31 protein-coding genes and 3 tRNA genes are annotated in these 25,524 nt (G+C 56.9%); 22 read left to right on the plus strand and 12 right to left on the minus strand.

The window, feature by feature from the left end; genetic code table 11:
* Positions 1-52: 52 nt before the first annotated feature.
* The 9 genes from pabC (at position 53) to ACO05M_RS11955 (ending at position 6,750) form a co-directional block, all read left to right on the plus strand.
* Positions 53-865: an aminodeoxychorismate lyase gene (gene pabC / locus ACO05M_RS11915; protein WP_421862960.1), complete on the plus strand. Its 813-nt coding sequence runs from the start codon at positions 53-55 to the stop codon at positions 863-865.
* Positions 853-1,917: an endolytic transglycosylase MltG gene (mltG, locus tag ACO05M_RS11920; protein WP_421862963.1), complete on the plus strand. Its 1,065-nt coding sequence runs from the start codon at positions 853-855 to the stop codon at positions 1,915-1,917. The genes pabC and mltG overlap by 13 nt, the downstream gene beginning before the upstream one ends.
* A gap of 10 nt (positions 1,918-1,927) precedes the next feature.
* A complete protein-coding gene (tmk, locus tag ACO05M_RS11925) occupies positions 1,928-2,557 on the plus strand; it encodes a dTMP kinase (RefSeq protein ID WP_421862966.1) in 630 nt (209 codons plus the stop codon).
* Complete coding sequence (locus ACO05M_RS11930) at positions 2,547-3,560, plus strand: DNA polymerase III subunit delta' (RefSeq protein ID WP_421862969.1); 1,014 nt, start codon at positions 2,547-2,549, stop codon at positions 3,558-3,560. Before tmk ends, ACO05M_RS11930 begins: the two co-directional genes overlap by 11 nt.
* Positions 3,561-3,585: 25 nt before the next feature.
* Positions 3,586-3,936 carry a PilZ domain-containing protein gene (locus ACO05M_RS11935; RefSeq protein ID WP_114694301.1) on the plus strand — a complete coding sequence of 117 codons (351 nt, stop codon included), beginning with the start codon at positions 3,586-3,588 and terminating at the stop codon, positions 3,934-3,936.
* A 106-nt stretch (positions 3,937-4,042) separates the two neighbouring features.
* Positions 4,043-4,813: a TatD family hydrolase gene (locus tag ACO05M_RS11940; protein ID WP_421862972.1), complete on the plus strand. Its 771-nt coding sequence runs from the start codon at positions 4,043-4,045 to the stop codon at positions 4,811-4,813.
* Between the two features lie 27 nt (positions 4,814-4,840).
* The gene (locus ACO05M_RS11945; protein ID WP_421862976.1) at positions 4,841-5,728 is read left to right on the plus strand and encodes a radical SAM protein; all 888 of its coding nucleotides are present in this window, start codon (positions 4,841-4,843) and stop codon (positions 5,726-5,728) included.
* Between the two features lie 31 nt (positions 5,729-5,759).
* Positions 5,760-6,335: a DUF1285 domain-containing protein gene (locus ACO05M_RS11950; protein ID WP_421862978.1), complete on the plus strand. Its 576-nt coding sequence runs from the start codon at positions 5,760-5,762 to the stop codon at positions 6,333-6,335.
* Positions 6,336-6,342: 7 nt separating this feature from the next.
* Entirely contained in the window at positions 6,343-6,750 is a 408-nt protein-coding gene (locus ACO05M_RS11955; RefSeq protein ID WP_421862981.1) for a secondary thiamine-phosphate synthase enzyme YjbQ, read from the plus strand.
* Positions 6,751-6,810: 60 nt separating this feature from the next.
* Here the strand turns inward: ACO05M_RS11955 and ACO05M_RS11960 are convergent, their stop codons facing one another.
* The 8 genes from ACO05M_RS11960 to ACO05M_RS11995 form a co-directional block, all read right to left on the minus strand.
* Entirely contained in the window at positions 6,811-7,290 is a 480-nt protein-coding gene (locus ACO05M_RS11960) for a chemotaxis protein CheW (protein ID WP_421862984.1), read from the minus strand.
* A gap of 35 nt (positions 7,291-7,325) precedes the next feature.
* Positions 7,326-8,123, minus strand: coding sequence for a hydroxypyruvate isomerase family protein (locus tag ACO05M_RS11965; protein ID WP_421862987.1), 798 nt, complete (start codon positions 8,121-8,123; stop codon positions 7,326-7,328).
* Between the two features lie 41 nt (positions 8,124-8,164).
* Entirely contained in the window at positions 8,165-9,082 is a 918-nt protein-coding gene (locus ACO05M_RS11970) for an NAD(P)-dependent oxidoreductase (protein WP_421862990.1), read from the minus strand.
* Between the two features lie 40 nt (positions 9,083-9,122).
* Positions 9,123-9,458, minus strand: a complete 336-nt coding sequence (locus ACO05M_RS11975) for a TusE/DsrC/DsvC family sulfur relay protein (protein ID WP_421862993.1) — start codon at positions 9,456-9,458, stop codon at positions 9,123-9,125.
* Positions 9,459-9,462: 4 nt separating this feature from the next.
* A complete protein-coding gene (gene tusB, locus ACO05M_RS11980; RefSeq protein ID WP_421862997.1) occupies positions 9,463-9,759 on the minus strand; it encodes a sulfurtransferase complex subunit TusB in 297 nt (98 codons plus the stop codon).
* A gap of 9 nt (positions 9,760-9,768) precedes the next feature.
* The gene (gene tusC, locus ACO05M_RS11985) at positions 9,769-10,134 is read right to left on the minus strand and encodes a sulfurtransferase complex subunit TusC (RefSeq protein ID WP_421863000.1); all 366 of its coding nucleotides are present in this window, start codon (positions 10,132-10,134) and stop codon (positions 9,769-9,771) included.
* Positions 10,131-10,529 carry a sulfurtransferase complex subunit TusD gene (gene tusD, locus ACO05M_RS11990; protein ID WP_421863003.1) on the minus strand — a complete coding sequence of 133 codons (399 nt, stop codon included), beginning with the start codon at positions 10,527-10,529 and terminating at the stop codon, positions 10,131-10,133. Before tusD ends, tusC begins: the two co-directional genes overlap by 4 nt.
* A gap of 212 nt (positions 10,530-10,741) precedes the next feature.
* On the minus strand, positions 10,742-11,428 hold the full coding sequence (locus ACO05M_RS11995; protein WP_421863007.1) for a Bax inhibitor-1 family protein: 687 nt from the start codon (positions 11,426-11,428) through the stop codon (positions 10,742-10,744).
* A gap of 214 nt (positions 11,429-11,642) precedes the next feature.
* Between ACO05M_RS11995 and ACO05M_RS12000 the strand changes: the two genes are divergently transcribed.
* From ACO05M_RS12000 to ACO05M_RS12015, 4 genes are read left to right on the plus strand one after another with little or no spacing between them, the layout of a single operon-like run.
* Entirely contained in the window at positions 11,643-12,464 is an 822-nt protein-coding gene (locus tag ACO05M_RS12000) for a pseudouridine synthase (RefSeq protein ID WP_421863009.1), read from the plus strand.
* Positions 12,465-12,474: 10 nt separating this feature from the next.
* A complete protein-coding gene (gene mtnN / locus ACO05M_RS12005; protein ID WP_421863012.1) occupies positions 12,475-13,257 on the plus strand; it encodes a 5'-methylthioadenosine/S-adenosylhomocysteine nucleosidase in 783 nt (260 codons plus the stop codon).
* 18 nt (positions 13,258-13,275) lie between these two features.
* Complete coding sequence (locus tag ACO05M_RS12010; protein WP_421863014.1) at positions 13,276-14,451, plus strand: pyridoxal-phosphate-dependent aminotransferase family protein; 1,176 nt, start codon at positions 13,276-13,278, stop codon at positions 14,449-14,451.
* A gap of 58 nt (positions 14,452-14,509) precedes the next feature.
* Positions 14,510-15,382: an NAD(P)-dependent oxidoreductase gene (locus tag ACO05M_RS12015; protein ID WP_421863018.1), complete on the plus strand. Its 873-nt coding sequence runs from the start codon at positions 14,510-14,512 to the stop codon at positions 15,380-15,382.
* Here the strand turns inward: ACO05M_RS12015 and ACO05M_RS12020 are convergent.
* Positions 15,353-16,357, minus strand: a complete 1,005-nt coding sequence (locus tag ACO05M_RS12020; RefSeq protein WP_421863021.1) for a DUF1853 family protein — start codon at positions 16,355-16,357, stop codon at positions 15,353-15,355. The two genes, ACO05M_RS12015 and ACO05M_RS12020, sit on opposite strands and share 30 nt — an antisense overlap.
* A gap of 12 nt (positions 16,358-16,369) precedes the next feature.
* Positions 16,370-17,170, minus strand: coding sequence for a response regulator (locus ACO05M_RS12025; protein ID WP_421863024.1), 801 nt, complete (start codon positions 17,168-17,170; stop codon positions 16,370-16,372).
* 271 nt (positions 17,171-17,441) lie between these two features.
* Here ACO05M_RS12025 and uvrC point away from each other — a divergent pair, with 271 nt between their 5' ends.
* The 6 genes from uvrC to ACO05M_RS12055 all read left to right on the plus strand — a co-directional run bounded on the left by uvrC (position 17,442) and on the right by ACO05M_RS12055 (position 21,589).
* Positions 17,442-19,277 (plus strand): excinuclease ABC subunit UvrC, encoded by a 1,836-nt coding sequence (gene uvrC / locus ACO05M_RS12030; RefSeq protein WP_421863027.1) that lies wholly within the window; start codon positions 17,442-17,444, stop codon positions 19,275-19,277.
* A gap of 41 nt (positions 19,278-19,318) precedes the next feature.
* On the plus strand, positions 19,319-19,867 hold the full coding sequence (gene pgsA, locus ACO05M_RS12035) for a CDP-diacylglycerol--glycerol-3-phosphate 3-phosphatidyltransferase (protein ID WP_421863030.1): 549 nt from the start codon (positions 19,319-19,321) through the stop codon (positions 19,865-19,867).
* Between the two features lie 205 nt (positions 19,868-20,072).
* A tRNA-Gly gene (locus ACO05M_RS12040) sits at positions 20,073-20,148 on the plus strand.
* 21 nt (positions 20,149-20,169) lie between these two features.
* Positions 20,170-20,243 (plus strand) — tRNA-Cys (locus ACO05M_RS12045).
* 37 nt (positions 20,244-20,280) lie between these two features.
* Positions 20,281-20,366: transfer RNA gene (locus ACO05M_RS12050), tRNA-Leu, on the plus strand.
* Positions 20,367-20,614: 248 nt separating this feature from the next.
* Positions 20,615-21,589: an SLAC1 anion channel family protein gene (locus tag ACO05M_RS12055; protein ID WP_421863033.1), complete on the plus strand. Its 975-nt coding sequence runs from the start codon at positions 20,615-20,617 to the stop codon at positions 21,587-21,589.
* 21 nt (positions 21,590-21,610) lie between these two features.
* On the opposite strand, the gene ACO05M_RS12060 is transcribed toward ACO05M_RS12055, so the two are convergent.
* A complete protein-coding gene (locus tag ACO05M_RS12060; protein ID WP_421863036.1) occupies positions 21,611-22,462 on the minus strand; it encodes an alpha/beta fold hydrolase in 852 nt (283 codons plus the stop codon).
* Between the two features lie 81 nt (positions 22,463-22,543).
* On the opposite strand from ACO05M_RS12060, the gene ACO05M_RS12065 reads away from it, so the two are divergent.
* Positions 22,544-23,206 (plus strand): DNA-binding protein, encoded by a 663-nt coding sequence (locus ACO05M_RS12065; RefSeq protein ID WP_421863039.1) that lies wholly within the window; start codon positions 22,544-22,546, stop codon positions 23,204-23,206.
* A gap of 72 nt (positions 23,207-23,278) precedes the next feature.
* Positions 23,279-23,923, plus strand: coding sequence for a hypothetical protein (locus ACO05M_RS12070; RefSeq protein WP_421863042.1), 645 nt, complete (start codon positions 23,279-23,281; stop codon positions 23,921-23,923).
* A 15-nt stretch (positions 23,924-23,938) separates the two neighbouring features.
* On the opposite strand, the gene ACO05M_RS12075 is transcribed toward ACO05M_RS12070, so the two are convergent.
* Positions 23,939-24,706, minus strand: coding sequence for a hypothetical protein (locus ACO05M_RS12075; RefSeq protein WP_421863045.1), 768 nt, complete (start codon positions 24,704-24,706; stop codon positions 23,939-23,941).
* Between the two features lie 201 nt (positions 24,707-24,907).
* Here ACO05M_RS12075 and ACO05M_RS12080 point away from each other — a divergent pair, with 201 nt between their 5' ends.
* The gene (locus tag ACO05M_RS12080; protein ID WP_421863047.1) at positions 24,908-25,519 is read left to right on the plus strand and encodes a response regulator; all 612 of its coding nucleotides are present in this window, start codon (positions 24,908-24,910) and stop codon (positions 25,517-25,519) included.
* Positions 25,520-25,524: the final 5 nt, after the last annotated feature.

Below are 25,524 nucleotides of genomic sequence, written 5' to 3' on the forward strand. Positions count from 1 at the left end.
GATCGGGGCCTTCCGATCCGATCAGGCTGCCGTGCCTATGCTTGAGTGCTTGGTGAACGGCCAGCCTGGTGTGTCTGTTGCGGTTACCGACCGTGGTTTCAGCTACGGTGACGGCCTGTTTGAAACACTGCGTTTCGACGCCGGGCGGCCATTGTTGCTTGAGCGCCACCTCCAACGCCTCCAGCACGGTCTGGAGCGCTTATTGATTCCTGCCGACGGATTACTGGATCTGCTTCGTGATGAACTGGCCATGCTCTGCCGGCCCCATCCCGGTGGGTTGCTGAAAATTCTGGTTACCCGCGGTGAAGGTGGTCGTGGATACTGGGGCAAAGTCGACCGGGGACCGACGCGAGTCGTCCAGCGCTTTGCCTCACCGGACTACCCTCGCCAATGGTTTGAGCAGGGGGTTGAGCTGTTTCCTTGTCAGACCCGCCTGGGCTTGAACCCTCGGTTGGCCGGGATAAAGCACTTGAATCGACTCGAACAGATTCTTGCCCGTAGCGAGTGGCAGGACCAGTACCCCGAAGGAGTCGTGTGTGACCTTGAGGGCTATGTGGTCGAAGGTACCATGAGTAATCTTTTCATGGTGAAGAATGGCGCGCTCTATACCCCTAAGCTGGACCGTTGCGGGGTTGCCGGGGTGGTTCGCGCGGTGATTATCGACTCGGCCAACAAAGCCGGCATCGATTGCCATGAAACCCGTATCCGCCAGGATCAACTAGCCCAGGCTGATGCGCTCTTTATGACCAATACCGGGTTTGGCGTGCTGCCCGTCAAGCGCCTCGGCGAACAGAACTACCCGTCACACCCATATACTGCCATGGCCCGCGAGTGGCTGGAGGAGGCTCGTCGGTGCGAGTGCTGAAAATTCTTTCCCTTGGCATTGCGTTCATCGCCCTGGTCGTTGCGATCGCTGCCTATGTCGGTAGCCATAAGGTCACCAGCCTGGCCCAGCAGCCGCTCAAACTGACCGAGTCGACCAGCCTGATGGTCGAGCCGGGAACCTCGTTTAACCATCTGCTCGAGCAGCTGACCAAGCAACAGCTGATCGATGAGCCGTTACTGTTTAAGCTCCATGCGCGCCAGCAAAATCTGGCCCACAAAATCAAGGCAGGGGAGTACCTGCTCGAGCCCGGCCTGACCCACGATGGCCTGTTGCAACTACTGGTCCAGGGTAAGGTACGGAGTTATCAGGTCACCTTTGTCGAAGGACAGCGGGTCAGCGACTATATCGCCAGGTTGCAGTCGCACCCGCAGATCGAAAAAACACTCGAGTACGATGACCCTCAACAGTTGGCCAAGCAGTTGAAGATTGAAGGCAGCGCCGAAGGCTGGATCTATCCGGACACTTATCAGTTCACCCGGGGTACAACGGATCTGGCGTTGCTGAAGCGGGCCCACCAGCGGATGCAGCAGGTGTTGGAACAGGAGTGGGCTTCTAAGCAGCCGAATTTGCCGATCTCATCTGCCTATGAAGCGCTGATTCTGGCCTCTATCGTGGAGAAGGAGACTGGTGCTGCCTTCGAGCGTCCTGAGATCGCCGGTGTGTTCACCAGGCGTCTGAACAAGGGCATGCGGCTTCAAACCGATCCGACTGTCATCTATGGCATGGGAGATCGGTATAAGGGCAATATCACCCGTGCTGACTTGAAGCGTAAAACTCCTTACAACACCTATGTGATCAAAGGCTTGCCGCCGACACCGATCGCCAATCCGGGACGCGAAGCGATTAATGCGGCGCTTAATCCCGCCTCGGGTAAGAGTCTCTACTTCGTGGCCAAAGGCGATGGAACCCATCAGTTTTCGGCGACCCTGGCCGAGCATAATAAAGCGGTGTACAAATATCAGCGGCGTGGACGGCGTAGCGATTATCGCTCTTCGCCGCCGCCATCTTCAGCAAACAATGGTAATGGCTGAGAAGGTTTAAATGGCGGGAAAATTTATCACGCTCGAAGGCGGTGAAGGGGTTGGTAAGAGCACCAATCTGGAACATCTTCGCAATCTGCTCGAGCGGCAGGGGATCGACTTTATCGAGACCCGCGAACCCGGTGGTACGCCGCTGGCTGAAGAGCTCCGTGAGCTGTTACTGGCCGAGCGAGCAGAACCGGTCAGCAGCGATACCGAACTGTTGTTGATGTTTGCCGCCCGTGCGCAGCATCTGGAACAGACCATTCGTCCGGCGTTGGCACGTGGGCAATGGGTGCTCTGTGATCGTTTTACCGACGCGACCTTTGCTTACCAGGGAGGCGGTCGAGGCCTGGACTGGCAGCGGATTGAAATCCTAGAAAATCTGGTTCAGGGAGAGCTTCGCCCCGACCTGACGTTGTTACTGGATGTGCCGGTGGACGTGGGTATGGCGCGGGCCAGGGGGCGCGGTGCGTTGGACCGGTTCGAGCAGGAGCAGCACAGCTTTTTCGATAAGGTCCGCGCCGCCTATCTGCGACGGGCTGAAGCCGAACCGGAAAGATTTCGTGTCATCGATGCGGGGCAGTCTCTGGTTCGGGTGCAACAGCAGATCACCGAGGTGATGTCGGAGTTTTTCCACCGTGGATGCTGAAACCGAAACTCAGTTAAGGTTACCGCTGCCCTGGCAAAAGGAGGTCTGGGGCCGGCTGCTGGATCAACACCAGCAGAATCGTTTACCCCATGCGCTGCTGTTCTGTGCATCAGCGGGAATGGGCAAGGAGCAACTGGCCATAGCGCTCGGTCAGTATCTTTTGTGTCAGCAGCCGGTTGAGGGTAATGCCTGCGGTCATTGCAAAAGCTGTTTGCTGAGTCGTCAGGGAACCCATCCTGATCTGGTCCGGATCGGTCCGGAAGATGTCGGCAAGCCGATCAAGGTCGATCAAATACGTGCGCTGGTGGAAACCATCACCCGATCAGCCCAGCAGGGCGGTTACCGGGTTGTCGTGCTGGGCCCGGCCGAAGATATGAATGTCAACGCCGCCAACGCGCTGCTCAAAGTGCTCGAGGAGCCGGGCGACCGCACACTGTTTGCGCTCTATAGTCACCGTCCGGGACGGGTGATGGCGACGATTCGCAGCCGCTGTCAGAGCCTTTCTCTGACAACGCCGCAGATCGATTCCACCTGCGACTGGCTGCGTCAGCAACCCGGCTTCGAAGGTGATCCGCAGGAGCAACTGCGCCTGGCCGGCGGCGCACCCTTAGCCGCCTTGGCTCAGGCCAGAGAAGGGCAGGCCGAGCTGCGTAAGACCCTGTACCAGACTCTGAAACTGATCGCCATGCAGCAGCTGGGGCCCACCCAGGGTAGTGAGCAGTTGGCCAAGTTGCCATTGGGTGCGTTGCTCGAATGGTGGACGGCTTTGGTGCAGGATATCCTGCGTTACCGGTTGACTGACAACGCTGAGGGCATCAACACGCTGACGGCCCAAAAGTTGGTGATTGGCCTGAGTCGACGGGTTAATGAGCAACAGATGTTTGAATTCGCTGACAGAATACAGCAATATCGTGTAAATCTAATGAGCCGCAACAATCCCAACGAGCGGCTGCTATTGGAAGATCTGCTGATCCGTTGGGGTAATTTGACCAATCGCCGCTGAACTTGTCAGCAGCACGAGAGAATCGATGTCCGCCAGTCCACGTGCCAGCCATGGGATTCTGTCCCTGACCATCAAGTCGAAAGAAGACCTGTATCGCAGCTATATGCCGTTTATCAAAAATGGTGGCCTGTTCGTTCCCACTCCCCGTGATTACCAATTGGGCGAAGAGGTGTTCATGCTGCTGGATCTGATGGAAGAGCCGGACAAGCTACCGGTCAGTGGCAAGGTGATCTGGGTAACCCCACGAGGGGCTCAGGGCGGCAAGCAGGCTGGCATCGGCATCCAGCTCAGCGCCGACGACAATACGTTGCTGGGTAAGATCGAGACCTACCTGGCCGGCGCCCTCGGTTCAGGCCGTTTGACCCATACCATGTAATCCTGTCTCAGGGTGTCGACCCCGTTCCAACCCTGGCTAGCCCCGTTTATTTATCAATCACCGCTATCGCTACCCTTGCGATGCGTCCTGTTGGAAGTACCTGCTGATGTTGATCGACTCCCATTGCCACCTGGACCGCCTGGATCTGAAAGCCTACGACGGTCAATTAGAGCCTGTGATGCAGCTGGCGGCTGAGCAGGGGGTGGAAGGTTTTCTGTGTGTCGGTACCGATATGGCGCGCTGGCAACCGATGATGGAGCTGATTGCGCCCTATTCGCAGGTGTTGGCGTCGGTCGGTGTGCATCCGTTGAGCGATGAGATCGCGCAGATCGATGGCGATACGCTGATTCAAGCGGCCAACCATCCTCGCGTCGTTGCAATCGGTGAAACCGGTCTGGATTACCATTACAGCGGCGACACCGCAGAACAGCAGCAGCGCAGTTTTGAGTGCCATCTCGATGCGGCCAGCCGGTGCAGCAAACCGGTTATTGTGCATACCCGTGAGGCACAACAGGACACGCTGCGGATTCTCGGACAAAGACTGGGCCCGGCCGGTGGCGTCATGCACTGTTTCACCGAAACCCTGGAGATGGCGCAGCAGGCCGTAGAGATGGGAATGTATATCTCATTCTCCGGCATCATCACCTTCCGTAACGCGGACGATTTGCGTGAGGTGGTGCGCCAGATTCCGCTGGAGCGGATTCTGGTTGAAACCGATGCGCCCTATCTGACCCCGGTACCCCATCGAGGCCGGCCCAATGAACCCAGATTTGTCAGAGAAGTTGCCCAATGTGTCGCCGATCTCAAGGGGCTACACTTTGATCAGGTGGTGGAACAGACCGGTGCTAACTTCAAGCAGCTGTTCCAGCAGAATTAAGCCAAACCTATCGACTCGGGAGACGCTGTGTACCCGACCTATATCGAACCGTTATTTCGTCCTCCCAGCGAAGCTCGCTCGCTGATCATTCAGGTCACTAACGGTTGTAGCTACAACAAATGCTCGTTCTGCGAGATGTATACGGCGGCGCAGAAGAAATTTCGCCCCAAGCCGGAAGCCGAGCTGTTGTCTGAGATCGAACAATTGGGGCGTAGTTACCCCGAGACACGACGGATCTTTCTGGCCGATGGCGATGCCATGGTGTTGTCAGGGCGACGGTTGTTGACCATCCTGCAGCATCTGCGTCGAAACTTCAGTCAGCTGCAACGAGTCACGGCCTACTGCCTGCCGCGAAACCTCAACAATAAAACCGACGATGAACTGGCCGCGCTGCAGCGTGAAGGGTTGGATATGCTTTATGTCGGTGCCGAGTCCGGTGACGATACCGTGCTGGCCAAGGTGGTCAAGGGGGAAACCTTCGAGACCACCAAAGTTGCCCTCAACCGACTATCGGCTGCTGGAATTCGACGCTCGGTCATGATTCTGAACGGTCTGGGTGGACGTCGCTACAGTGAGCAGCATGCGCTCAACTCGGCCCGCCTGGCCAACGCCACCCAACCTGAGTATCTATCGACGCTGGTGGTGAGCTTTCCAACCGGTGAGGCCCGTTTTCGCGAGGCTTTCGGCGGTGACTACGAGCCCCTGCAACAGGCTGACCTTTTTCAGGAGATGGCGCTGCTGGTTGGTGAGCTGGAACTTGATAAAACTGTCTTTCGCAGCGACCACGCTTCGAATTATTTAGTGCTCAAAGGGATTCTCGGGCGGGATAAGGTCAGACTGATGGATCAGATCGACAAGGCGATTCATCAGCCGGGTAGGGTACCCCTGCGGCCAGAGTGGGCGCGCGGACTTTAATCCCCCGTTTATCGCTACAGGAGTCTTAGAGGTGAAACAGGGTAGCTTTGATAGCGACGCGATCAGTCGACAGGTCGATCTGAACGCCGATTCGCTACCTCCGGTCAATGACTGGAGTCCGGAATTAAGTGGTGATATCGATATCTTCATCAACCGGCGCGGAGAGTGGTTTCACGAAGGGGGGCGCTTCGAGCGTGAGGCGTTGGTCAAACTGTTTGCCTCGATCTTGCGTCGCGATGACAAGGATCATTACCTGGTGACTCCGGTCGAAAAGTGGCGTATTCGTGTTGAAGATGCACCCTTTGTGATTACCCGGCTGGAGCAACAGGGGGAAGGTAGCGAGCAGCGCTTACTGCTTGAGACCAACCTGGGCGAACGGTTCTGTGTCGATAAGGATCACCCGCTGTGGCTGGAACAGGATCCCCTGAGCGACGAATTGGCACCCTATGTGCGGGTTCGGGACCGGCTCAATGGTTTGCTGTCCCGTCCGGTTTATTATCAGCTGGCGGAGCTGGCCGAAGAACGGCAGATCGACGGTGAGCTGCAGCTGGGTATCTACAGCGGCGGAGAGTTCTTCTCGCTCTCCGCCGCCTCTTCGCAGGATTGAGTCCGTCATGGTTGAACTGCTACAAATCCAAACCCGCGGTCAGGGCTTGTACGAGTTCACCGATCAACTGCAGCAGCTGGCCAGGCGCAGCGGTATCGATGAGGGCCTGTGTAGCCTGCTGATTCAGCACACCAGTGCCAGTCTGACGATACAGGAGAACGCTGACCCCAGCGCCCGGCATGACCTGGAACGCTGGATCAACCGGCTGGTGCCCGAGCGGGATCCGCTCTACACCCATACCTTGGAAGGGGATGATGATATGCCGGCCCATATCAAAGCCGCATTGACCGCCACCACGCTGTCGATTCCGATCAGCAATGGCCGGCTACTGCTGGGGACTTGGCAGGGGGTTTACTGTTGGGAGCATCGCCACGGCAATCACCGACGTTCGGTGGCGGTGCATATCGGTCGATAACGAAGCGAAGAGATGGAGCGCACTGACTGTGCAGCGCGCTCTGACAGGCAACCGGCGGAGTTAGTAGGCCGGTTCGTCGTCCTCAATCATTCGATTCAGGTCCAGCAGGATGATCAGCTCGTCGTTATGGTAGCTGACGCCCTGGATAAACTTGGTGCTCTCGTCGGTGCCGACGTTGGGGGCGCGCTCCACTTGCGATTGACGCAGGTAGATCACCTCCGCTACCGAATCGACCAGCATGCCAACGACCTGGTCTTCCAATTCGATAACCACGATACGGCTGTCGTCGGTCGGGTCGCACTGGCCCAGGCCAAACAGGGTTCGGGTATCGATTACCGTGATTACATTACCGCGCAGGTTGATGATGCCGACAATGTAGTGGGCTGATCCAGGAACCGGCGCGATCTCGGTCAATCGCAGCACCTCCTTGACCTGCATGACGTCGATGCCGTAGAGCTCCTCCGCCAACAGGAAGGTTGCCCATTGCATTTGTGGATCGTTACTGCTGTCCTGATCTACCAGTACGCTTTCACCGGCCATATCGATACTCCATGGAATCTGTTCGGCAAAGTTAGTTAAACCGTCGAGCCCTGATCTCGGCGGTAGGGGTTGAGCCAGTCCAGACCAGCCAGGGTTGATTGTTTGGGATTGTATTCCAGCGCCACCCGGCCCGTATACCCCAAACGGTCAAGTTCAGCCAGCAGAGCCGGGTAATCCATCTCGCCGGTACCCGGTTCGTGGCGGCCGGGGTGGTCGGCGACTTGGATATGGCCAATGATCGGCATCAGCTCAGCCAGACGGGGCATAATCGGCGCTTCCATCCGCTGCATGTGATACAGGTCGTACTGCAGTCGCACGTTATCCGCGCCGATACGGTCAAGCAGCGCCCGTGCCTTGGCCGAATTGTTGATCAGAAAACCGGGAATATCATAGCTGTTGATCGCTTCGATATTGAGGTTGATTCCCTGTTGGCCTAGCCGCTTGGCGGCATAGCGGCAGCGTTCGGCCATGATCTGCATGGCGCTGTCATCCGATAGGCTGTCAGGCCGCACTCCCGCCAAACAGTTGATCTGCCGACAGCCGGTGGCGGCGGCATAGATCAGCGCCTGCTCAACGCCGTCGATAAACTCCTGTTCGCGATTCGGTAGGCAGGCGATGCCCCGTTCGCCAGCATCCCAGTCGCCGGCCGGGAGATTGAACAGCACCAGTTGCTGGCTATTGCGGCTCAGAAGTTCAACCAGTTGCTGTGGTTCGATCGGGTAGGGGAACTGGATTTCTACCTCATCGAAACCGGCAGCGGCGGCGGCCTGAAAACGTTGTTCGAGCGGGTGTTCGACAAACAGTAGGCTGAGGTTGGCGCAAAATCTTGGCATCGTGCTTCGTTCCGGCGTGTTAAACAGCTATCGGTGAGGGGTCAGTCCAGCTGTGGGTGCTGATTCAGCAGGTGCTGAAACAGGCCGCTGTGGTCAAGTTCCTCCAGCCCCTGGTCGATCATGGCCTGATACTCGGCCAGAGTCTGCCGGGCCAACGGCAGGTGCAACTGCTGTTGCTCGGCTTCGGCAACGATGGTTTGCATATCCTTGAGTTGGACCCGGGCACGGGCGCCGGGTTTAAAGTCGCGTTCGATCATGCGCTGGCCATGAAGTTCCAGAATCCGGCTGGCGGCAAAACCACCGCTTAGTGCGGTTCTGACGGCGGCAGGGTCGGCACCGCCGGCCTCGGCCAGCAACAGTGCTTCTGAAACCGCTCCGATCGTGATGCCGACGATCGCCTGATTGGCCAGCTTGGCCAACTGCCCGGTACCGCAAGGGCCGACATGATGAGGGGTGCCCATCACTTGAAACAGCGCCTTGGCCTGATCGAAATCGTGGAGCTCTCCTCCGGCCATGATCGACAGCGTGGCCTGCTCGGCGCCGACGGTGCCACCGGACACCGGCGCATCCAGGTAGTGGTAGCCAGCCTGTGCCAGCAGTGCGGCATGCTGTCGGGCCATCTGTGGCGGAATAGAACTCATGTCTATAAACAGCGTACCGGCGTTGGCGCAGCGGTATGCGCCCGACTGGTACAGCACCTGATCGACGACCGGACCGGTTTCCAGCATGGTGATCACAATATCGACATCACTGAGCGCCTGCTCGAGGCTGTCGCAAACCTCTGAGCCGAGTGCCTCTAGGGGCGCGGTTTTTTCAACGGTGCGGTTCCAAAGCTGGGGCCGGTATCCGGCCTTCAGCAGATTGGTGGCCATCGGCAGTCCCATCAGGCCGATACCGATAAAGGCGACACGGGCAAGGGATTCTGCAGTGTTGGCGGCACGGGGATGGGCGTGGGTCATCGTAGGGATCGGTTCCGTTCAGGAGAGATGGAGGGGCGAGTCAGAGGCAGTTGGTCGGCTTGGGCAAGCCGGCGATTTTGCTCGCCACCTTGGCCGGACTGCCGGGAAACAGTTTCATCAAATGCATGCTGTTGCCTTTTTCGGCCCCCAGCTTGATTTTGACCTGTTTTACCAGAATCCGCATGGCGGGTGAGAGTTCATACTCGTGATAAAACTCACGCAGCAGCTCAATGATCTCCCAGTGTTCGTCGCTGAGGGTAAGCCCCTCGTTGTGTGCCATTTGCTCGGCAACCTGCGGCGACCAGTCTTCGAGCTGGCGCAGGAATCCTTCATTATCCAGCGCCACAACTTTGTTATCGATCGTGATCTGTTCCATCGTCTCAGTACCAGCTCTGTACCCGGTCACACTTGATCGTCAGTGCGACAAAACCGGCATCATCGATCAGTTCGAACCGGTCACTCAGCACGGGGCCCAGCCCGCGGGCCTCTACATCCGGCTGGAGCACGGCGCAGCTGATGCCGTCCGGCAGTTGTTCGAGCAACGACTGATGGGCTTGGGTGGCACCGTAAACGCCGTCTTCGATCAGCAACAGCATCGCAGGCGGGCTGATCAGTCGCAGGCAATCCTGCAGACACCGGGTTTGAGTGGGTGAGCTGTTAACGGTGTGTAAAACCATGGGTGTCCCTTAAAAACTCAGAATATGTCGATGTTGATGGAACAGTTGTGCGGCCTGTTCATCATCCAGCAGCTCAACCTCAACGACCAGTTGTTCAGGTTTAATGCCGCGCAGTTGCAAGTCATGGGCTGCCACATAGAGACGTTCGATGTCATACATCGCCAGCGCCGGTAGGGTTTTGCTCAGGTCTTTGGCTGGCAGCTGTGTCGGTTGTTGTTCGCGCAGGAGCTGGTAGACGCCGTCGCCGACGAACAACAGGCTCAGAGGGGCTTCAAATGCAGCGGCAGTCAGCGCGGCGTCGAGTCCTTCGCGGGCGTTGAGACCACTATAAGGGGCGTGACGCAAAACCAGCAACAGGTCGGCGATTTGATTCATGCGCGGCCTCCAAACGTAATAACCCGGTCGGCATTGATACCGGCATCGACCAATTGCCCGAGCCCCGAGAGTTCGAATCCTTCAGCCAGGTTGTCGGCCGTATGCTCGTAGCGTTTGGCTTCACGCTCATCCATGACGCCGCGCCGAACCGCGGCGGCAATACAGACGATCAGTTCGATCCCGTGTTGCTGCGCTAATTGCTGCCAGCGAAGGGTCAGGTTGTTTTCGTCCTGGGGTGGGTGGGTCAGCCGATTGGCTGTCAGTACCGATTCGCCATAAAAAAACACCCGTAATACCTCGACGCCTTGCTTGAGCGCCGCTTCGGTAAATCTGAGGGCAGTGGCAGCTGCCTGGCTGGCGCTGGGCGAGCCGTTAACAACGACGGCAAACTTCATAATGAAAACCTTGTGAAAAACAGAGACAAGACTGTACTCAATTCCGCACAAAAGAAAACCTCTTGCGTCAGCTTTGAGTATGGGCCTGATAGCGTGGGATTAACTAATTATGTGTTTGCTTGGCGGTAAAACCAGAGCGCGGGGTCGGAAAGGGAGGGATAAAAAAGCCCCGGGATCGGAGATCGCGGGGGCTTGGACCGAGAAGGCTGGGATCAGTCGTCGCCGCCCATCACACCCAGCAGTTGCAGCAGGTTGATGAACAGGTTGAAGATCGCCAGGTAAAGACCAGCTGCTGCCATCACGTAGTTGGTGTAGACGCCGTTAACGATGTTGCTGGTGTCATACAGGATGATGCCGCACATCAGCAGGACGATAACCGCAGACAGCGCCAGGCTCATGGCGCTGACATCGATGCCGAAGAACGGCAGAACCAGCATCGCGACGATGCTTAGCAGTACCACCATCATGCCGGCAGCCAGGAAACCACCCATAAAGCTGAAGTCCTTGCGGGTGGTCAGCACGTAGCCGGACAGTCCCAGGAAGGTGATCGCGGTGATACCCATCGCGGTCATGATCAGTTCGCCACCGTTAGCCAGGCCCAGGTAAGCATTCAGGATCGGACCCAGAGCAAAGCCGAGCATACCGGTAAACAGGAAGGTTACCGGCAGCGCCGCTGCACTGTTCTGAACCCGGGGCAGGACAAACCAGGTGATCACGATCGAACCGATCAGGCAGACCATCGAGACGATGCTGGGCGGGTTGATGACCATGGAAACCGCAGCCATTACTGCGCTGAACACCAGTGTCATGGCCAGCAACAGGTAGGTGTTGCGGATAAGTTTGTTAGTCGCCAGGATCGACTGTTCCGAGCGAGCAACCGTGGTATCGGTCATGTTCATAAGGGTTCCTTAACGCATTTAAAAATTGTTATCAGCACCAAGCGGTGCTTAGGTAAATGGACCACAGCCGGCGCAATTAGTTGCGAATTTATAGCAAGCTTGCCGCTACCTTGCCAGTCCAAACCGGGCTTTTTACCGATAAGTCGGGTCCAGCCCTTTTCGCGACTCAAGTGGGGGGCTACCATAGCCGCTTTCTGACAATGGTGACGCACTCTTGAACGAGCAACTCGACATTCTGTACCTCGATGATGACATAGTCGTGATCGATAAACCCTCGGGGTTGCTGGTACATCGGAGTCCAATCGATCGTCGTGAGCGCCGTTTCGCGTTGCAGTTGCTCAGAGACCAGCTTGGTCAGCGGGTTTATCCGGCCCACCGGCTCGACAAACCGACTTCCGGATTGTTGGTGTTCGGGCTCCACTCCGACGCCGCTTCGAGGCTACAACAGCAGTTCCGCGAGCGGCGAGTCAGCAAAACCTACCATGCCATTGTGCGCGGCTATCTGGATGAGTCCGGTCGCATCGACTCACCGTTGAGTGATAAGCGCGAAGCGATAGAGAAGGGTGGCAGTGATCAGGTCCGTCCGCCCCAGTCGGCGCTGACCGAATTCCGCACCGTCGATCGAGTCGAGCTGCCGATCCCGCTCGGGCGCTACAGCAGCAGCCGCTACTCGCTGGTAGAGCTCAAACCCCATACCGGTCGCAAGCACCAACTGCGTCGTCATATGAAACAGAGTGCTCACCATATCATCGGCGATACCCGCTACGGTGACGGCAAGCACAATCAGTTGTTCCGAGACCAGTTTGATAATCAGCGCCTGCTGTTGTTCGCCACCCGGCTCTGCTTCGAACATCCCTTTGATGAAGGCCGAGGTCTGCAGCTGGATGCGAGAATCCCCGTCGAGTTACAACCGCTGTTTGAGGCGTTGGGGTGGTCGCGGCTGGATCGCCACGGTGTCACCGAGATAGCACCCCCGGAACCCTCCCGGGTTGAAGCTTCGGCTGTTCAACCCTCTGAATTTGGCAATAGCCCCTAGAGATAAGACTATGCGTGACCCTTACCAGAAGAATGAAACCGCTGCCTCCATCCAACCCCGATTGGCCGACGATAAGCCGCTGTTGATCGGTGTGATCGGTGCCATGGAGGAGGAGGTGACTTTCCTGCGTGATCAACTCGAACAACGGGAAGACCTCAACCTGGCCGGTTATGAATTTCACCGTGGCGTGCTGGCGGGGCAGCAGGTGGTGCTGCTGAAGTCCGGCATCGGCAAGGTCAACGCTGCGATCGGAACCACGATCATGCTGGAGCGCTATGCGCCTGACTGCATCATCAATACCGGGTCTGCCGGCGGCTTCGCGGCCGACTTGGAGATCGGCGATGTGGTGATCTCCTCCGAAGTACGCCAGCATGATTTCGATCTGACGATTTTCGGTTATGAACACGGTCAGGTGCCCAATATGCCACCGGCCTGGTGCCCCGATCCGGTGCTGGTGAATATCGCTCAGAACAGCCTCGAGACCGTCCATAATGTACAGATTGCTCATGGACTGATTGCTACCGGTGATGCCTTTATGGCCGATCCGGCCAAAGTCGATGAGGCGCGACAGAAGTTCCCGCAGATGCTAGCAGTGGAGATGGAGGCGGGCGCGATCGCCCAGACCTGCTATCGTTTCGAGGTGCCTTTTATCATCATTCGTGCCTTGTCGGACATCGCCGGGAAAGAGTCAGGCATCTCGTTCGATCAATTCCTGGAGCAGGCTGGGGTACATTCCGCCCATATGGTTATTGAAATGGCCCGCGAGTTGGGCGAACTTCACCAGCAACACTAATTCAGCAAGAGATACATTATGATCAGCTCTTTCCACCCGCCCGAGCGCACCCTGATGGGCCCTGGTCCGTCCGATGTCAGTCCTCGCGTTTTGGCTGCGCTGGCCCGTCCGACCATCGGCCACCTGGATCCGGAATTTATCCGGATGATGGATGAGATCAAACAGCTGCTGCAGTACGCCTTCAACACCCAGAACGAACTGACCATGCCGGTCTCCGCGCCGGGCTCCGCCGGTATGGAGGCCTGCTTCGTCAATTTGGTCGAGCCCGGTGACAAGGTGATCGTGTGCCAGAACGGCGTGTTCGGCGGCCGTATGGCCGAGAACGTGCGCCGCTTTGGCGGTGAAGTGATCCTGGTTGAAGACGAGTGGGGCAAGCCGGTCGATCAGAACAAGGTCGAGTCCGCCTTCAAAGCCAATAACGGCGTTAAAGCGCTGGCGTTTGTTCATGCCGAGACCTCAACCGGGGTCCGTTCGGATGCGGCGGCCCTGGCCAAGCTGGCCCAGGATAACGGTGCGCTGACCATCATGGATGCAGTCACCAGCCTGGGTGGGATCGAAGTGGATCTTGATGGTTGGGGAATCGATGCGGTCTATTCCGGTACCCAGAAGTGCCTGTCAGCCCCTCCGGGAATTTCACCGGTCAGTTTTAGCGAGCGGGCGGTTGCTCAGGTACGGGAGCGCCAGAGCACGGTGCCGAGCTGGTTCCTGGATAAGAACCTGGTAATGGGCTACTGGGGGCAGGGTGCCAAGCGGGCTTACCACCACACCGCGCCGGTGAATGCCTTGTATGCGCTGCATGAAAGCCTGTTGATGCTGCGGCAGGAAGGGTTGGAAAATGCCTGGGCACGCCATGAACGCTTCCATCAGGCCCTGAAAGCGGGCCTTGAGGCGATGGGCTTGTCGCTACTGGTTGATGAGGCCTATCGTCTGCCGCAACTCAATACCGTGACCATTCCCGACGGTGTCGACGAGGCACGTGTTCGCAGCCGACTGTTGAACCAATACAGTCTGGAGATCGGTGCCGGTCTGGGGGCGCTGGCCGGCAAGGTCTGGCGGATCGGTCTGATGGGGCACGGCTGCAATTCACGCAATGTATTGCTGTGTCTGGGTGCACTGGAGAGTGCGCTGATCGCCGAAGGCGTCAAACTGGAGCCGGGAGCGGCGACTGCTGCCGCTGCTGCGCAAATCGGCTGAGGCCGAACTCGGATCAAGAATAACAATCGGCCGGACCGATCAAATAAAGAGAATCATTATGGCAAAACAAAAAGTCGCTTTTTTGGGCTTGGGTGTGATGGGGTACCCGATGGCGGGGCATCTGGCCAGCGCCGGCTATGAGGTCTGCGTCTATAACCGAACGACCGCCAAGGCCGAAGCCTGGGTCGCGCAGCACGGGGGTGCGATGGCAGACACCCCGGCGGCAGCGGTCAAGGATGCCGAGCTGGTGTTTGCCTGTGTCGGCAATGATGATGATATACGCCAGATCTGTATCGGTGAGCAGGGCGCGTTTGAGGGGATGGCCAGCGGCGCCCTGTTTGTTGACCACACCACCGCTTCGGCTGAAGTCGCCCGTGAGCTGTATCAGGTCGCCAAAGACAAGGGCCTGGGCTTTCTGGATGCGCCGGTGTCCGGTGGTCAGGCCGGTGCCGAAAACGGCGTTTTGACGGTGATGGTTGGTGGGGATTCTGATGTCTACGCCCGTGCCGAGAAGGCCATCGACAGCTTTGCCCGTGCGTGTCGCTTGATGGGTGAGTCGGGCGCTGGTCAGTTGACCAAGATGGTTAACCAGATCTGCATCGCCGGGCTGGTGCAGGGCCTGGCCGAGGGAATCCATTTCGCCAAGCGTGCCGGATTGGATGCCGCCGCGGTGGTGGATGTGATCTCCAAGGGGGCGGCGCAATCCTGGCAGATGGAAAATCGTTACCAGACCATGATCGACGATGAGTTCGACTTCGGTTTTGCGGTTGACTGGATGCGTAAGGATCTCGGGATTGTGCTGGATGAGGCCCGCAATAACGGTGCGCAGCTGCCGGTGACGGCTCTGGTCGACCAGTTCTATGCCGATGTGCAGGAGCTCGGAGGCGGCCGCTGGGACACCTCAAGCCTGATCAAACGCCTCAAACACTGAGTCAAGCCAGGGGTCGGGGACCAGAACGCCCCGATCCCGCTCCCTCCAGCCCGTCTTGCCCTGTTGTAGGCGGGCACACATCAGTGGCTGTTCGGCCGTTTCAAGCTGATTTTCGAAGGTTATATGGTCGCTCTGCTGGGAGAGTCGCTGGGCTTCATCGGCATGGAGAAGGGCCATCCATTGTCGGCGTTGCAGCGGCACCAGACAGGTTCTTTCTTTATCGTCGATCAGCGCTCGCCAACCGGATATCGGTTGCCACCAGCCGCGTAGGTGATGTCGGTTGATTCCGTTCGGCGCTCGCAACCGTGGTTTGTTGCCCGGTTCCGGCGCAAATTCCCGCAGCGGGTAAAATAGCCGACCCTTGATTAGCCCGATCTTCCGACCGACCTGGCTTCCCATCGCCCGAAGCTGTTGCCGGGCTGCCGGGAGTTGGCTGAGATTCAGCTGTTGATGGACCAGCTTGTTGTATTTCTGCTGCAGTACGTCATTGCGATTCAGTCCAAGCCAGTGCCGACGGCCGTGTCGGTCGTCGATGCCCAGGTAAAATTTCAGGCTCAACTCCAGATGTAACAGCGCGGCTTGGCCGTAACCGCGCAGCAGGAAGTCGTACTCGCCGTAAGTGTGGCCTTGAGCCCTCACCGGCAGACCGTAATGGCACTCTTGCAGGCGATGAAAGTCGCGCAAAAAGAAATCGATCAGGGTCTCGAAATAGACTCCTAGTCGGTGGCTACGCTGCTGGGACAGGGCTTGCTCCAGGGGGGCGGGGTGTTGTTGCAGGCGCCACAGCCAAGCGTCGAGCTCTGCGGCTGCGGGCATCAGCTGCAACGGTGTATGGCCGGGCTGAAACAGTGTCGGAGAGGACAACGCCCAGGCCAAATCCCGGACGCCGGGATGGCTGAGTCGGGTTATCGGTGTGGTTCGTTGCCGTGCACTGGTGCAGAACAACGATGGCCCCTGATCATCCGAGGCAGCCATGGTGATTCGCGGTTAGCCGTCGGCCAGCAGGTTTTTGATCATCGCTTTGACCTGCCCGGTATCGAAGGGTTTGTTGCAGACCGCATTGACGCCGGACTGGCGTACCCCGGTCAGGCGGGTCTCGTTCTGTTCCGAGGTGACCAGCAGGATCGGCACATAGGGCTGATTGGACTCGTTGCGGACATACTGGGTCAGCTGCTCGCCATCCATTTCCGGCATATTGAAGTCGGTAAATATCAGGTCGAAGGATTGTTGATCCAGCAGGTCGATCGCTTCTTGGCCGTTGTGGGCGCGAACCACGTTGCCGACACCGATGTTCTCCAGGGCTCGGCTGATGTGCTTGAGCGAGAACTCGCTGTCGTCGACCACCAGAATGCTCAACTGGTCGGCTTCGTAGTCTTCCAGTTCCAGCTCGGTCGGATCGACGAATTCAAGTGTGGCCTGAAGTGCTTTGTTCAAGTCGTTGACTTTGAAGGGTTTTGGTAGAATTGCGACAGAGCCAGCTTGGCGGATCGGGTCCAGAATATCCATCCGCTGCTCACTGGAGATCAGCATGTAGGGGATGCCCTCCAGAGCGGTGTCGGTGCGCATCTGGCTGACCAGTTCGATACCGCTTCCGTCCGGAAGGTACATGGCGCTGATGACCAGGTCGGGCGTGTAGCGGCCCATAAACTCCAGCGCCTGCTGGATAGTGTCGGCCGTATCCAGTTGCCGACAGCCCAGCTCTTTCAACTCCGATAAAATAATCTTCTGCTGAAAATGGGAGGGTTCCACAACGAGGATCGCAAGCTCATCCGTACTGATCATTGCCATCGGTAACCACCTGAAATTCTATGCTTTTACTTAGATACCACTGCGAAGCAGAAAGTAATGATGGACGCTTGTGATAAGATGTTCAATCGCTTGCGGCCCGTCTCTGTGCTATCCAAGGTGACGTTGCCGAACAGTACCAACGCAAACGTCTCAGCTAATAGTAGGCCAGCCGGGCGATTACATCTTGATAAAGCCCGCTTCGTTAAGGCTGGAGCTTAAGCTGTCGCTTCGGCAGCGTGCAAGTTGATAACGCCGTTAACTGATCGATGTCATGAACCCAACGACTTCTCCTTTCGACAGCCGCCAATTTCTCAGTCATGCGACCCAACGCCCCGGTGTTTACCAAATGTACGATGCCGATGGCGCAATCCTGTATGTCGGCAAGGCCAAGAATCTGAAGAAACGCCTGTCGAGCTATTTCCGCAGTAGCGGATTGGCGGTTAAAACCCAGGCCTTGGTTCAGCGTATTGCCTCGATCGAGCTAACCGTTACCGGTAGTGAGACCGAGGCGCTGCTGCTGGAACAAAACCTGATCAAGAAGCAGCGACCTCCCTACAATATCCTGCTTCGTGACGATAAGTCCTACCCCTATATCTTTATCTCCAACACCCACGATTATCCGGCAATTCAGTTTCAGCGCGGGCGTAAGCGGAAACAGGGGCGTTACTTCGGTCCGTTTCCGAGCGGTGGGGCGGTGCGGGAGAGTCTCAATCTGTTGCAGAAGATCTTTCGCATCCGCCAGTGTGAAGAGTCGTTCTTCAAGAATCGTTCGCGGCCCTGTCTGCAACACCAGATCAATCGTTGCAGCGCGCCCTGTGTCGAGCTGATCACATCCGAGCGTTACGCCGAGGATATCCGTCACGCGATGATGTTCCTGGAGGGGAAGAACCGTACCATCAATAAAGAGCTGGCTGAGCAGATGGAACAGGCCGCCACCGCGCTCGAGTTTGAGCGGGCAGCGATGCTGCGGGATCAGATTATCAGCCTGCAGCAGGTTCAGGAGCAGCAGCGGATCAGCGGCGAAGGCGGTGATGCCGATGTGTTGGCCTGCTGCATCAAGGCGGGCTATGCCAGTATCCAGCAACTGTTTATCAAGGGTGGCCGGGTGGTCGGCAGCAAGAGCCACTACCCGAAGCTACGGCTGGAAACCGAACCCGAAGAGCTGTTAACCAGCTTTATCGGTCAGTACTACCTCGGCACCGATGAGCGCGCCGTACCGCCGTTGCTGATCCTCAGTCACCCGCTGGATGATCAGGAGGTGCTTGAAACGGCGCTGTCCGAAAAAGCCGATAGCAAAATCTGCTTGAACCACAGCGTCCGTGGTCAGCGTAAAGGCTGGCTGGATCTGGCTCGGGTCAACGCCAAGCAGCAGCTGGACAGTTATATCTCTAGCCGTCAGGACATCTACAAGCGCCTGATCGAACTGCAGGAGTTGCTGGAGCTGGAGTCACCACCGGCGCGGATGGAGTGTTTCGATATCAGTCATACCTTCGGTGAGGCGACAGTCGCATCCTGTGTGGTCTTTGATCAGCAGGGCCCCCGCAAGAGTGATTATCGGCGCTTCAATATTGAAAGCACCTCCGACGGCGACGATTATCGCGCCATGCATGAAGCGCTGACCCGTCGCTATCAGAAACTCAAGAGCAGCGGCGCTTTGCTGCCCGAGTTGCTGGTGATCGACGGCGGTAAAGGGCAGGTCAATCAGGCCCTGGCGGTGCTGGAGGAGCTGCAGATTACCGAGATCGAGGTGATCGGCATCGCCAAAGGCGTTACCCGCAAGGCCGGGTTTGAGACATTGATCACCCAGCGGGGCGAGCGTGAGCGTTCGCTCGATTCGAGCAGTGGGGCGTTGCACCTGTTGCAGCATATTCGCGATGAGGCCCACCGTTTTGCGATTACCGGTCATCGGGCTCGGCGTGGCAAGGCGAGGGGACGATCGATCCTGGAAGAGCTGCCGGGTATCGGCCCTAAGCGGCGACAGGCACTGCTCAAACACTTTGGTGGATTGCAGGAAATCGAGCGTGCCAGTGTTGAAGAAATTGCAAAAGTCTCTACCATTAGCCGCTCAATGGCTGAAGAGATCTATAGCCACTTACATCAGCAATAGTACGCCAACCGATATCGGTCGCCGAGGTGATCCAGGCTCCAATGAACATCCCCAATATTCTCACCTCGCTGCGCATCCTGCTGATCCCTTGCCTCGTTATCGTTTACTACCTGCCGTACAAGTGGAGTTTCTTCGCGGCGGCCTCCATTTTCGCGTTGGCGGCTGTCACCGACTGGTTTGACGGCTACCTGGCCAGGAAGCTGGATCAATCCACTGCCTTTGGCGCCTTTTTAGATCCGGTAGCCGATAAGCTGATGGTGGCGGTTGCTCTGATCATGCTGGTCGAAACCTACGCCGATATCTACGTCACCTTGCCGGCAGCGATTATCGTCGGACGGGAAATCGTCATTTCTGCGCTGCGCGAGTGGATGGCCGAGTTGGGTAAGCGCGCCAGTGTTGCCGTGTCGATGATCGGCAAGATCAAAACCGCGCTGCAGATGCTGTCCATTTTCGTCCTGCTGCTGGCCGAACCCCATACGGAACTGGCCTATGTCGGTCTTGGGGCACTCTATGGCGCGGCTTTCCTGACGCTCTGGTCGATGTGGATTTACCTGCAAGCCTCCTGGGATGATCTGGTAAGAGATATCTAGTCAGGCCAGGGTTTTGCGGCAACCGATGGCCTAAGAGGTCCGTTTCATCGTTGCTTTGGTTGTTTTGTGAACGAACATATCTGTCTGAATTTCGATCACTTTTTATAAATTCATCGAAGTCGCAAAAGAACGTCATAAAGCGTGTTGACATGCCCGAAGCGACCTCTATAATACGCACCACCTTGAGCGCTGGCTCAAGCGTCAAGCGGGAATAGCTCAGTTGGTAGAGCGCAACCTTGCCAAGGTTGAGGTCGCCGGTTCGAACCCGGTTTCCCGCTCCAATTAGCGCTCCTTGTGCTAAAGGCTCGGTGGCAGAGTGGTTATGCAGCGGACTGCAACTCCGTGTACGCCGGTTCGATTCCGACCCGAGCCTCCATTATCTCAAGGAATAAGCGCTCTTTTTAATTGAAAGCGCCCGGGTGGCGAAATTGGTATACGCAACGGATTTAAAATCCGTCGGTCTTAGACCATGCCGGTTCAAGTCCGGCTCCGGGCACCAATAGCCTCCCTTCCTACCTCGAATATCTTATTTCGCCCAATCTCGCAAACTAAGTGCTGTTAGCGTATATCCCTGCTCGAACCCTGAATTTGCACTGGCGAAATAATCCCGTATCTTGCATCCATCTGTAACAAATCAACCGTCGATTGATCAGCTTCATTTTACTACTCAAAGGCTATATATTAGGCATTTCTAATTTGTATATATGGCAGAGCCTTAGGCAATCTGTTGGCTGATCTGAGAGGACTATGCAGAATCTATCCGTAAGTACGACTCACGCGCGTCTGGAACACTTTCCGGCCGCTTTCTTTGCCATGGTGATGGGGCTGACCGGCCTGACGCTGGCCTGGCAGAAGGCGGCGCAGATCGTTGATGCTCCTCAATTGATTTCGCAGTTGCTGTTGGGGTTCAGCGCATCAGTGTTTGTGCTGATCAGCCTAACCTACGGATTAAAACTGATTCGCCATCGGCAGGCGGTGCTGGATGAGTTCCATCACCCGATCAAGATGAGTTTCTTTCCGGCCTTTAGTATCAGTCTGATATTGATGAGCGTGGCCACGCTGACAGTATCGATGTCTGTGTCCAAGGCGCTCTGGGGGCTAGGCTGTCTGCTGCATCTGGGGTTCACCCTTTACGTGCTGGGACAGTGGTTGCACCATCCCAGATTCGAAGTGGCCCATAGTACGCCGGCCTGGTTTATTCCGGTGGTCGGCAATATTCTGGTTCCGATAGCCGGGGTAGAGCATGGCTATCAGGAGCTGAGCTGGTTCTTTTTCTCGATCGGCTTGCTGTATTGGATCATTCTGAAGACGCTGATCTTCAACCGGCTGTTCTTCCATGATCCGTTGCCGCAGAAGCTGCTGCCGACGCTGTTTATACTGATTGCGCCACCGGCGATCGGGTTTGTCTCCTATATCAAACTCAATGACGGCCTGGATGGTTTTGCCCGGATATTGTTTTATGCCGCCCTGTTTCTGCTGCTGCTATTGCTCTCGCAGCTGCCGAAGTTCACCAAGATCGGATTTTTCATGTCCTGGTGGGCATACTCCTTTCCGCTGGCGGCATCGACGGTTGCCTCACTACTGATGCTTGAGCTGCAACCATCGGCTTTCATGTTGAACCTGGCGCTGATGTTGCTGATTCTGACAACGGCAGTGATCGGGATGTTGCTGGTTCGGACGGTCAAGGCGGTGCTCAGCGGCGATCTGTTTCAGCCGGACTAGTACTGGCGTAGCCCAGCCGAGCTATCGGCCCAATCCCAGGCAGAACTGTTTAAGATCGTAGACGAAGCGGTCTTTGTGCCACAGGTGCGGTGAGTGATCGGCTTTTTCGTAGGTCAGCAGGCGACTGTCTGGAAGCTGCTGGAACACCCATTGAGCCAGCTCTTGGCTGTAAAACTGACTGCTGTCTCCGTAGATCTGCAGGCAGGGAACGTCAATGCTGGGCAGCAGATCGCGATAGTCCTGTGACGACAGACTGCGCCAGCAGTCGCGCAGTAGCGGCCCCGGCAATTGTTGCAGGTACTCGCGCATCTGCTGGAAGCCGTGGCTGTTGGCCTGATAGTTTTCCCGGCTACGCGGGTTCAGGCCGTTGGCGACCAGTTCCAAAACAGCTTCGGCAAAATCCTCATCCAATCGCTGAAGAAATCCCTGGTTGTATTGCTGGTTGAAATCGCCGTAGATCCCCAGTCTCCAGGTTTCGTCGGTGACCAGCTTGGGTGACTGATCGATGATGCAGAATCCGGCCAGCTTGTCGGTGCCGTGGCGGCGGATATACTCCCAACCGGTCAGCGCTCCCATGGAATGGCCGATCAGAACGGCCTTGCCGCTGCTGTGGTGCTCCAGCAATAGATCAAGGTCGTCGGCCATGGTGCCGATGTCCATCTGGATCTGCGGATCGTACAGGTGACCGCCGTGCCCCCGTGCATCCCAGCACAGCGTATGGAAGTGTTCAGATAAGGGGGTGGCAAAGGGCAACCATTCACGCACGTTGGCGGTCCAGCCGTGCAGAAAAACCAGGGTCGGATAATGTTCCAGCTCATCGCCCAGTGAAACAAAACGTAGGGCGGTGTTATCCGGTGTTTGTAGGGTTTCCATCGATGGAATCACTCTCCTGTGGTTTGGGCCCCTGCGTACGCTGGGGTATAGTGTGGCGATCTTAGCGGTTGGACCCAGTCAATGAAAAGCGATACTTACAGCCTTGTTTTTGAAGCCGCGGATGCGTTGCTGGCCGAAGGCGTCAGACCGACACAGCAGGGTGTTCGTGAGCGATTGGGCAAGGGCAGTCTGTCGACCATCAATAAGGCGCTTAACGACTGGTGGCAGATGCTGGGACAGCGGCTGCAGCAGGGCCGCCATTATCCCGATCTGCCGGAGCCGCTGGCAGATGCCATGGAGCAATGGTGGCGGCAGGCGGTCGAGAGTGCGCGCAAGGAGTTCGAACTGCAGCAGGATCGGCAACAGCGGGCGACGAAAGCCTTGAATCAGCAGCAGTCCGAACAGCGTCAGCAGCTGCAGGACCAGCTGAGCCAAGCCTTGGATAAGCTGGCGGCCGAAGTCTCCAATAGCGGTGAGCTGCAGCAGCAGCTACGTGAGCGGGACAAGGAGCTTCATCAGCTGGAACGCCGGGTGCTGGACGCCGAACAGCGCAGCCGAGAGTTGCAGCAGGAGGCTCAGGTACAACAGGCTGTGATCGATAAGCTGGAAGCGACCAATGAAGGTCTGCGGCGGCAGCAGGCATCGGCTGGAAGCGAGCAGCGAGCGTTGCAGCAGGAAAACAAGCAGCTGCGGTTGCTGGTTGAGCAGCTGGATCGAAAATATGCCGATCAGCGTCCGCAATAGACTGATTATATTAGGGTCTGACAATCGTTATGCGATAGGATAGTCGCTGCTCTGTGATCGCTGAAACGGACGATGAATCTCGAAATCCCTTTACAAGCCAAAGTCTCCGATATCCTCAAAACCGTTGAAGGTGCCGAAGAGGGTAGTCATATCTATTGCAGCAGCGATCGACACTTTTCGCTGCTGAAGATCTGCTTGGTGAAACTGCAGAAAAGCGATCTGAGCATCTATCTCCTCGACCAGCATGGCTTTACCGTCAAGCAGGTCAGCGCGCACCGCAAACCGACGACTGCCGTTGCTGCAGAGCCGGAACCCCAACAGTCGCTTTCCTCTGAGGTCGAGGTCGAGCCCGAATCGACAGTGCTTCAAATCGATGCCGAACAAGCCTCAGCTGGTGAGGCTCCGCAGCGGGTTGAGCCCTCGATCGAACAGCCGCAATCACAGCCACCGGCGATGCCGGAAGCCGCCGTGGCCGTCGAACCCGCCGTCGAGCAGGGCTTGAATCATCAACAGATTAGCGCCGTTAGGGATCTTGAGCAGGCCTTGAGAAAGTGCAAAGAGCTACAGTTGCTGCTGGTAGGCTTTAGTGACGGTTTGGTGGCGGTCCCCGAAGCGCTGGGTTATGGAACTGCCGCGATCAGCTCCGCCGAAGCGCTGGAGGTTGAGGCCTTCGATGTGTATCGGGGTTATGAGCCCGATGACGAGCCGGGCTATTAGCCGCTAGCGATCCATCTAGCCCAGAAAGGTCCGGGTGTCTTCGATGACATCGCTGTGGGGTAGCTCAACCATTTTCAGCAGCTCCGCCTTGTCCCCCGAGCAATCAAACAGCGCCAGTGCAAACACCAGTTCAGTAAGATGGTATTCGAGCCGGTAGTGCTGTTTTTCAAAGGTGATCGAGAAGGAACCTCCCACGGATTCATCGCCGTTGGGTTTGGTTTCAATTCGAACATGGTGGTAATCTAGTTTCTTGAAGCTTGTGCTAAGCAATTGATTCAAAATGTAATCGTGTTTTAGTATTTTCTGAACGCGGCGTCCGCTGGTGAGGTCTTTGATCTGGTAGCCGAAACCGCGATTGAGGACTTTATAGCTCAGCTCGGCGCCGGTAACTTCGTTCTTCAGCGTCAGTCGCATCCGCTCTTTACTGAGGGTATCCACCAGCGGCATCCAGGCTTCCCAGGATGAGCGAGGCGAAAAGGGTTGCTGGATTTCGACGACCTGCATGCAGTGCTCACGAAAAACATCCGGATCGGATTCGTGGCGATAACGCCAGTAGTTGCCGGTGCGCGGTTCGAATCCGGCATAGCCGGGCAGGTCACTGCCTTCGACGTTAACCCCGGCTTCGTTTTGATCATTGGTTGCTGTCTGGGCTATCAGCAAGCCCTCGGCAACATCACCCCACTCAATCTTTTTTTCGAACAACTCGCCGCAACGATATTTAACTCTTAAGCCTTCGGCAGGCAGGTCTTCAGGCTTCAGATGGATCATTACGTGAGCAACCATGGAAACATCTCCAGCAGGGTGGTTGAGTCGGTCTGAAATGACTAATGTAATCATATAGACGAAAAAAAGTTGGCCGACCAGTTATCGACAACCCAACGGCAGAAAATGCTGTAGAATGGCCGGTCAGACCAATGGTTATGCTGCAATATCAAGCTTCTATGTATTTGTTTACCGGACTGAGGCGGGCCTGTGATTCGAGTAATGCTGGTTGATGATCATGAGATAGTCAGGGCGGGATTTCGCCGCTTGCTGGATAGCAGTCCGGACATCTCGGTCATATGTGAGGCTTCCACCGGTGAGCAGGCGATCGACTCCTACCAGCAACACGCCCCGGATCTGATTATTATGGATCTGTCGATGCCGCCGGGCACCGGTGGTCTTGAAGCGATCCAGCGAATCCGCTCGCTGAATGCCGACGCCAAGATTCTGGTACTGACCGTACAGGAGTGCGAACCGTACCCATCTCGCGTTATGGATGCCGGTGCCATGGGCTACCTGACCAAACGTTGCGCGCCGGAGGAGTTGATTGCAGCTGTTCAGTTGGTGGCCGACGGCAAAGAATATATCGCTGCTGATATCCAGGAGCAGCTGGCCGCCAGCAATGATACCCAACTCAATTCCCTGACCAAGCGGGAACTGCAGATCTTCACATTGTTGGCTTCAGGCCAAAGTGCCAGCCAGATCTCCGAGTCGATGTATATCAGCCCGAAAACGGTGCATGCTCATCGCGCCAATATTTTGAACAAGCTGGGGCTCGACAAGACCGCCGATATTATCCATCTGGGTATCCGACACGGCATTGTTGATCCTTAAATACA

This window comes from Motiliproteus sp. (genome assembly GCF_965230735.1).
Classification (GTDB): Bacteria; Pseudomonadota; Gammaproteobacteria; order Pseudomonadales; family Balneatricaceae; genus Motiliproteus.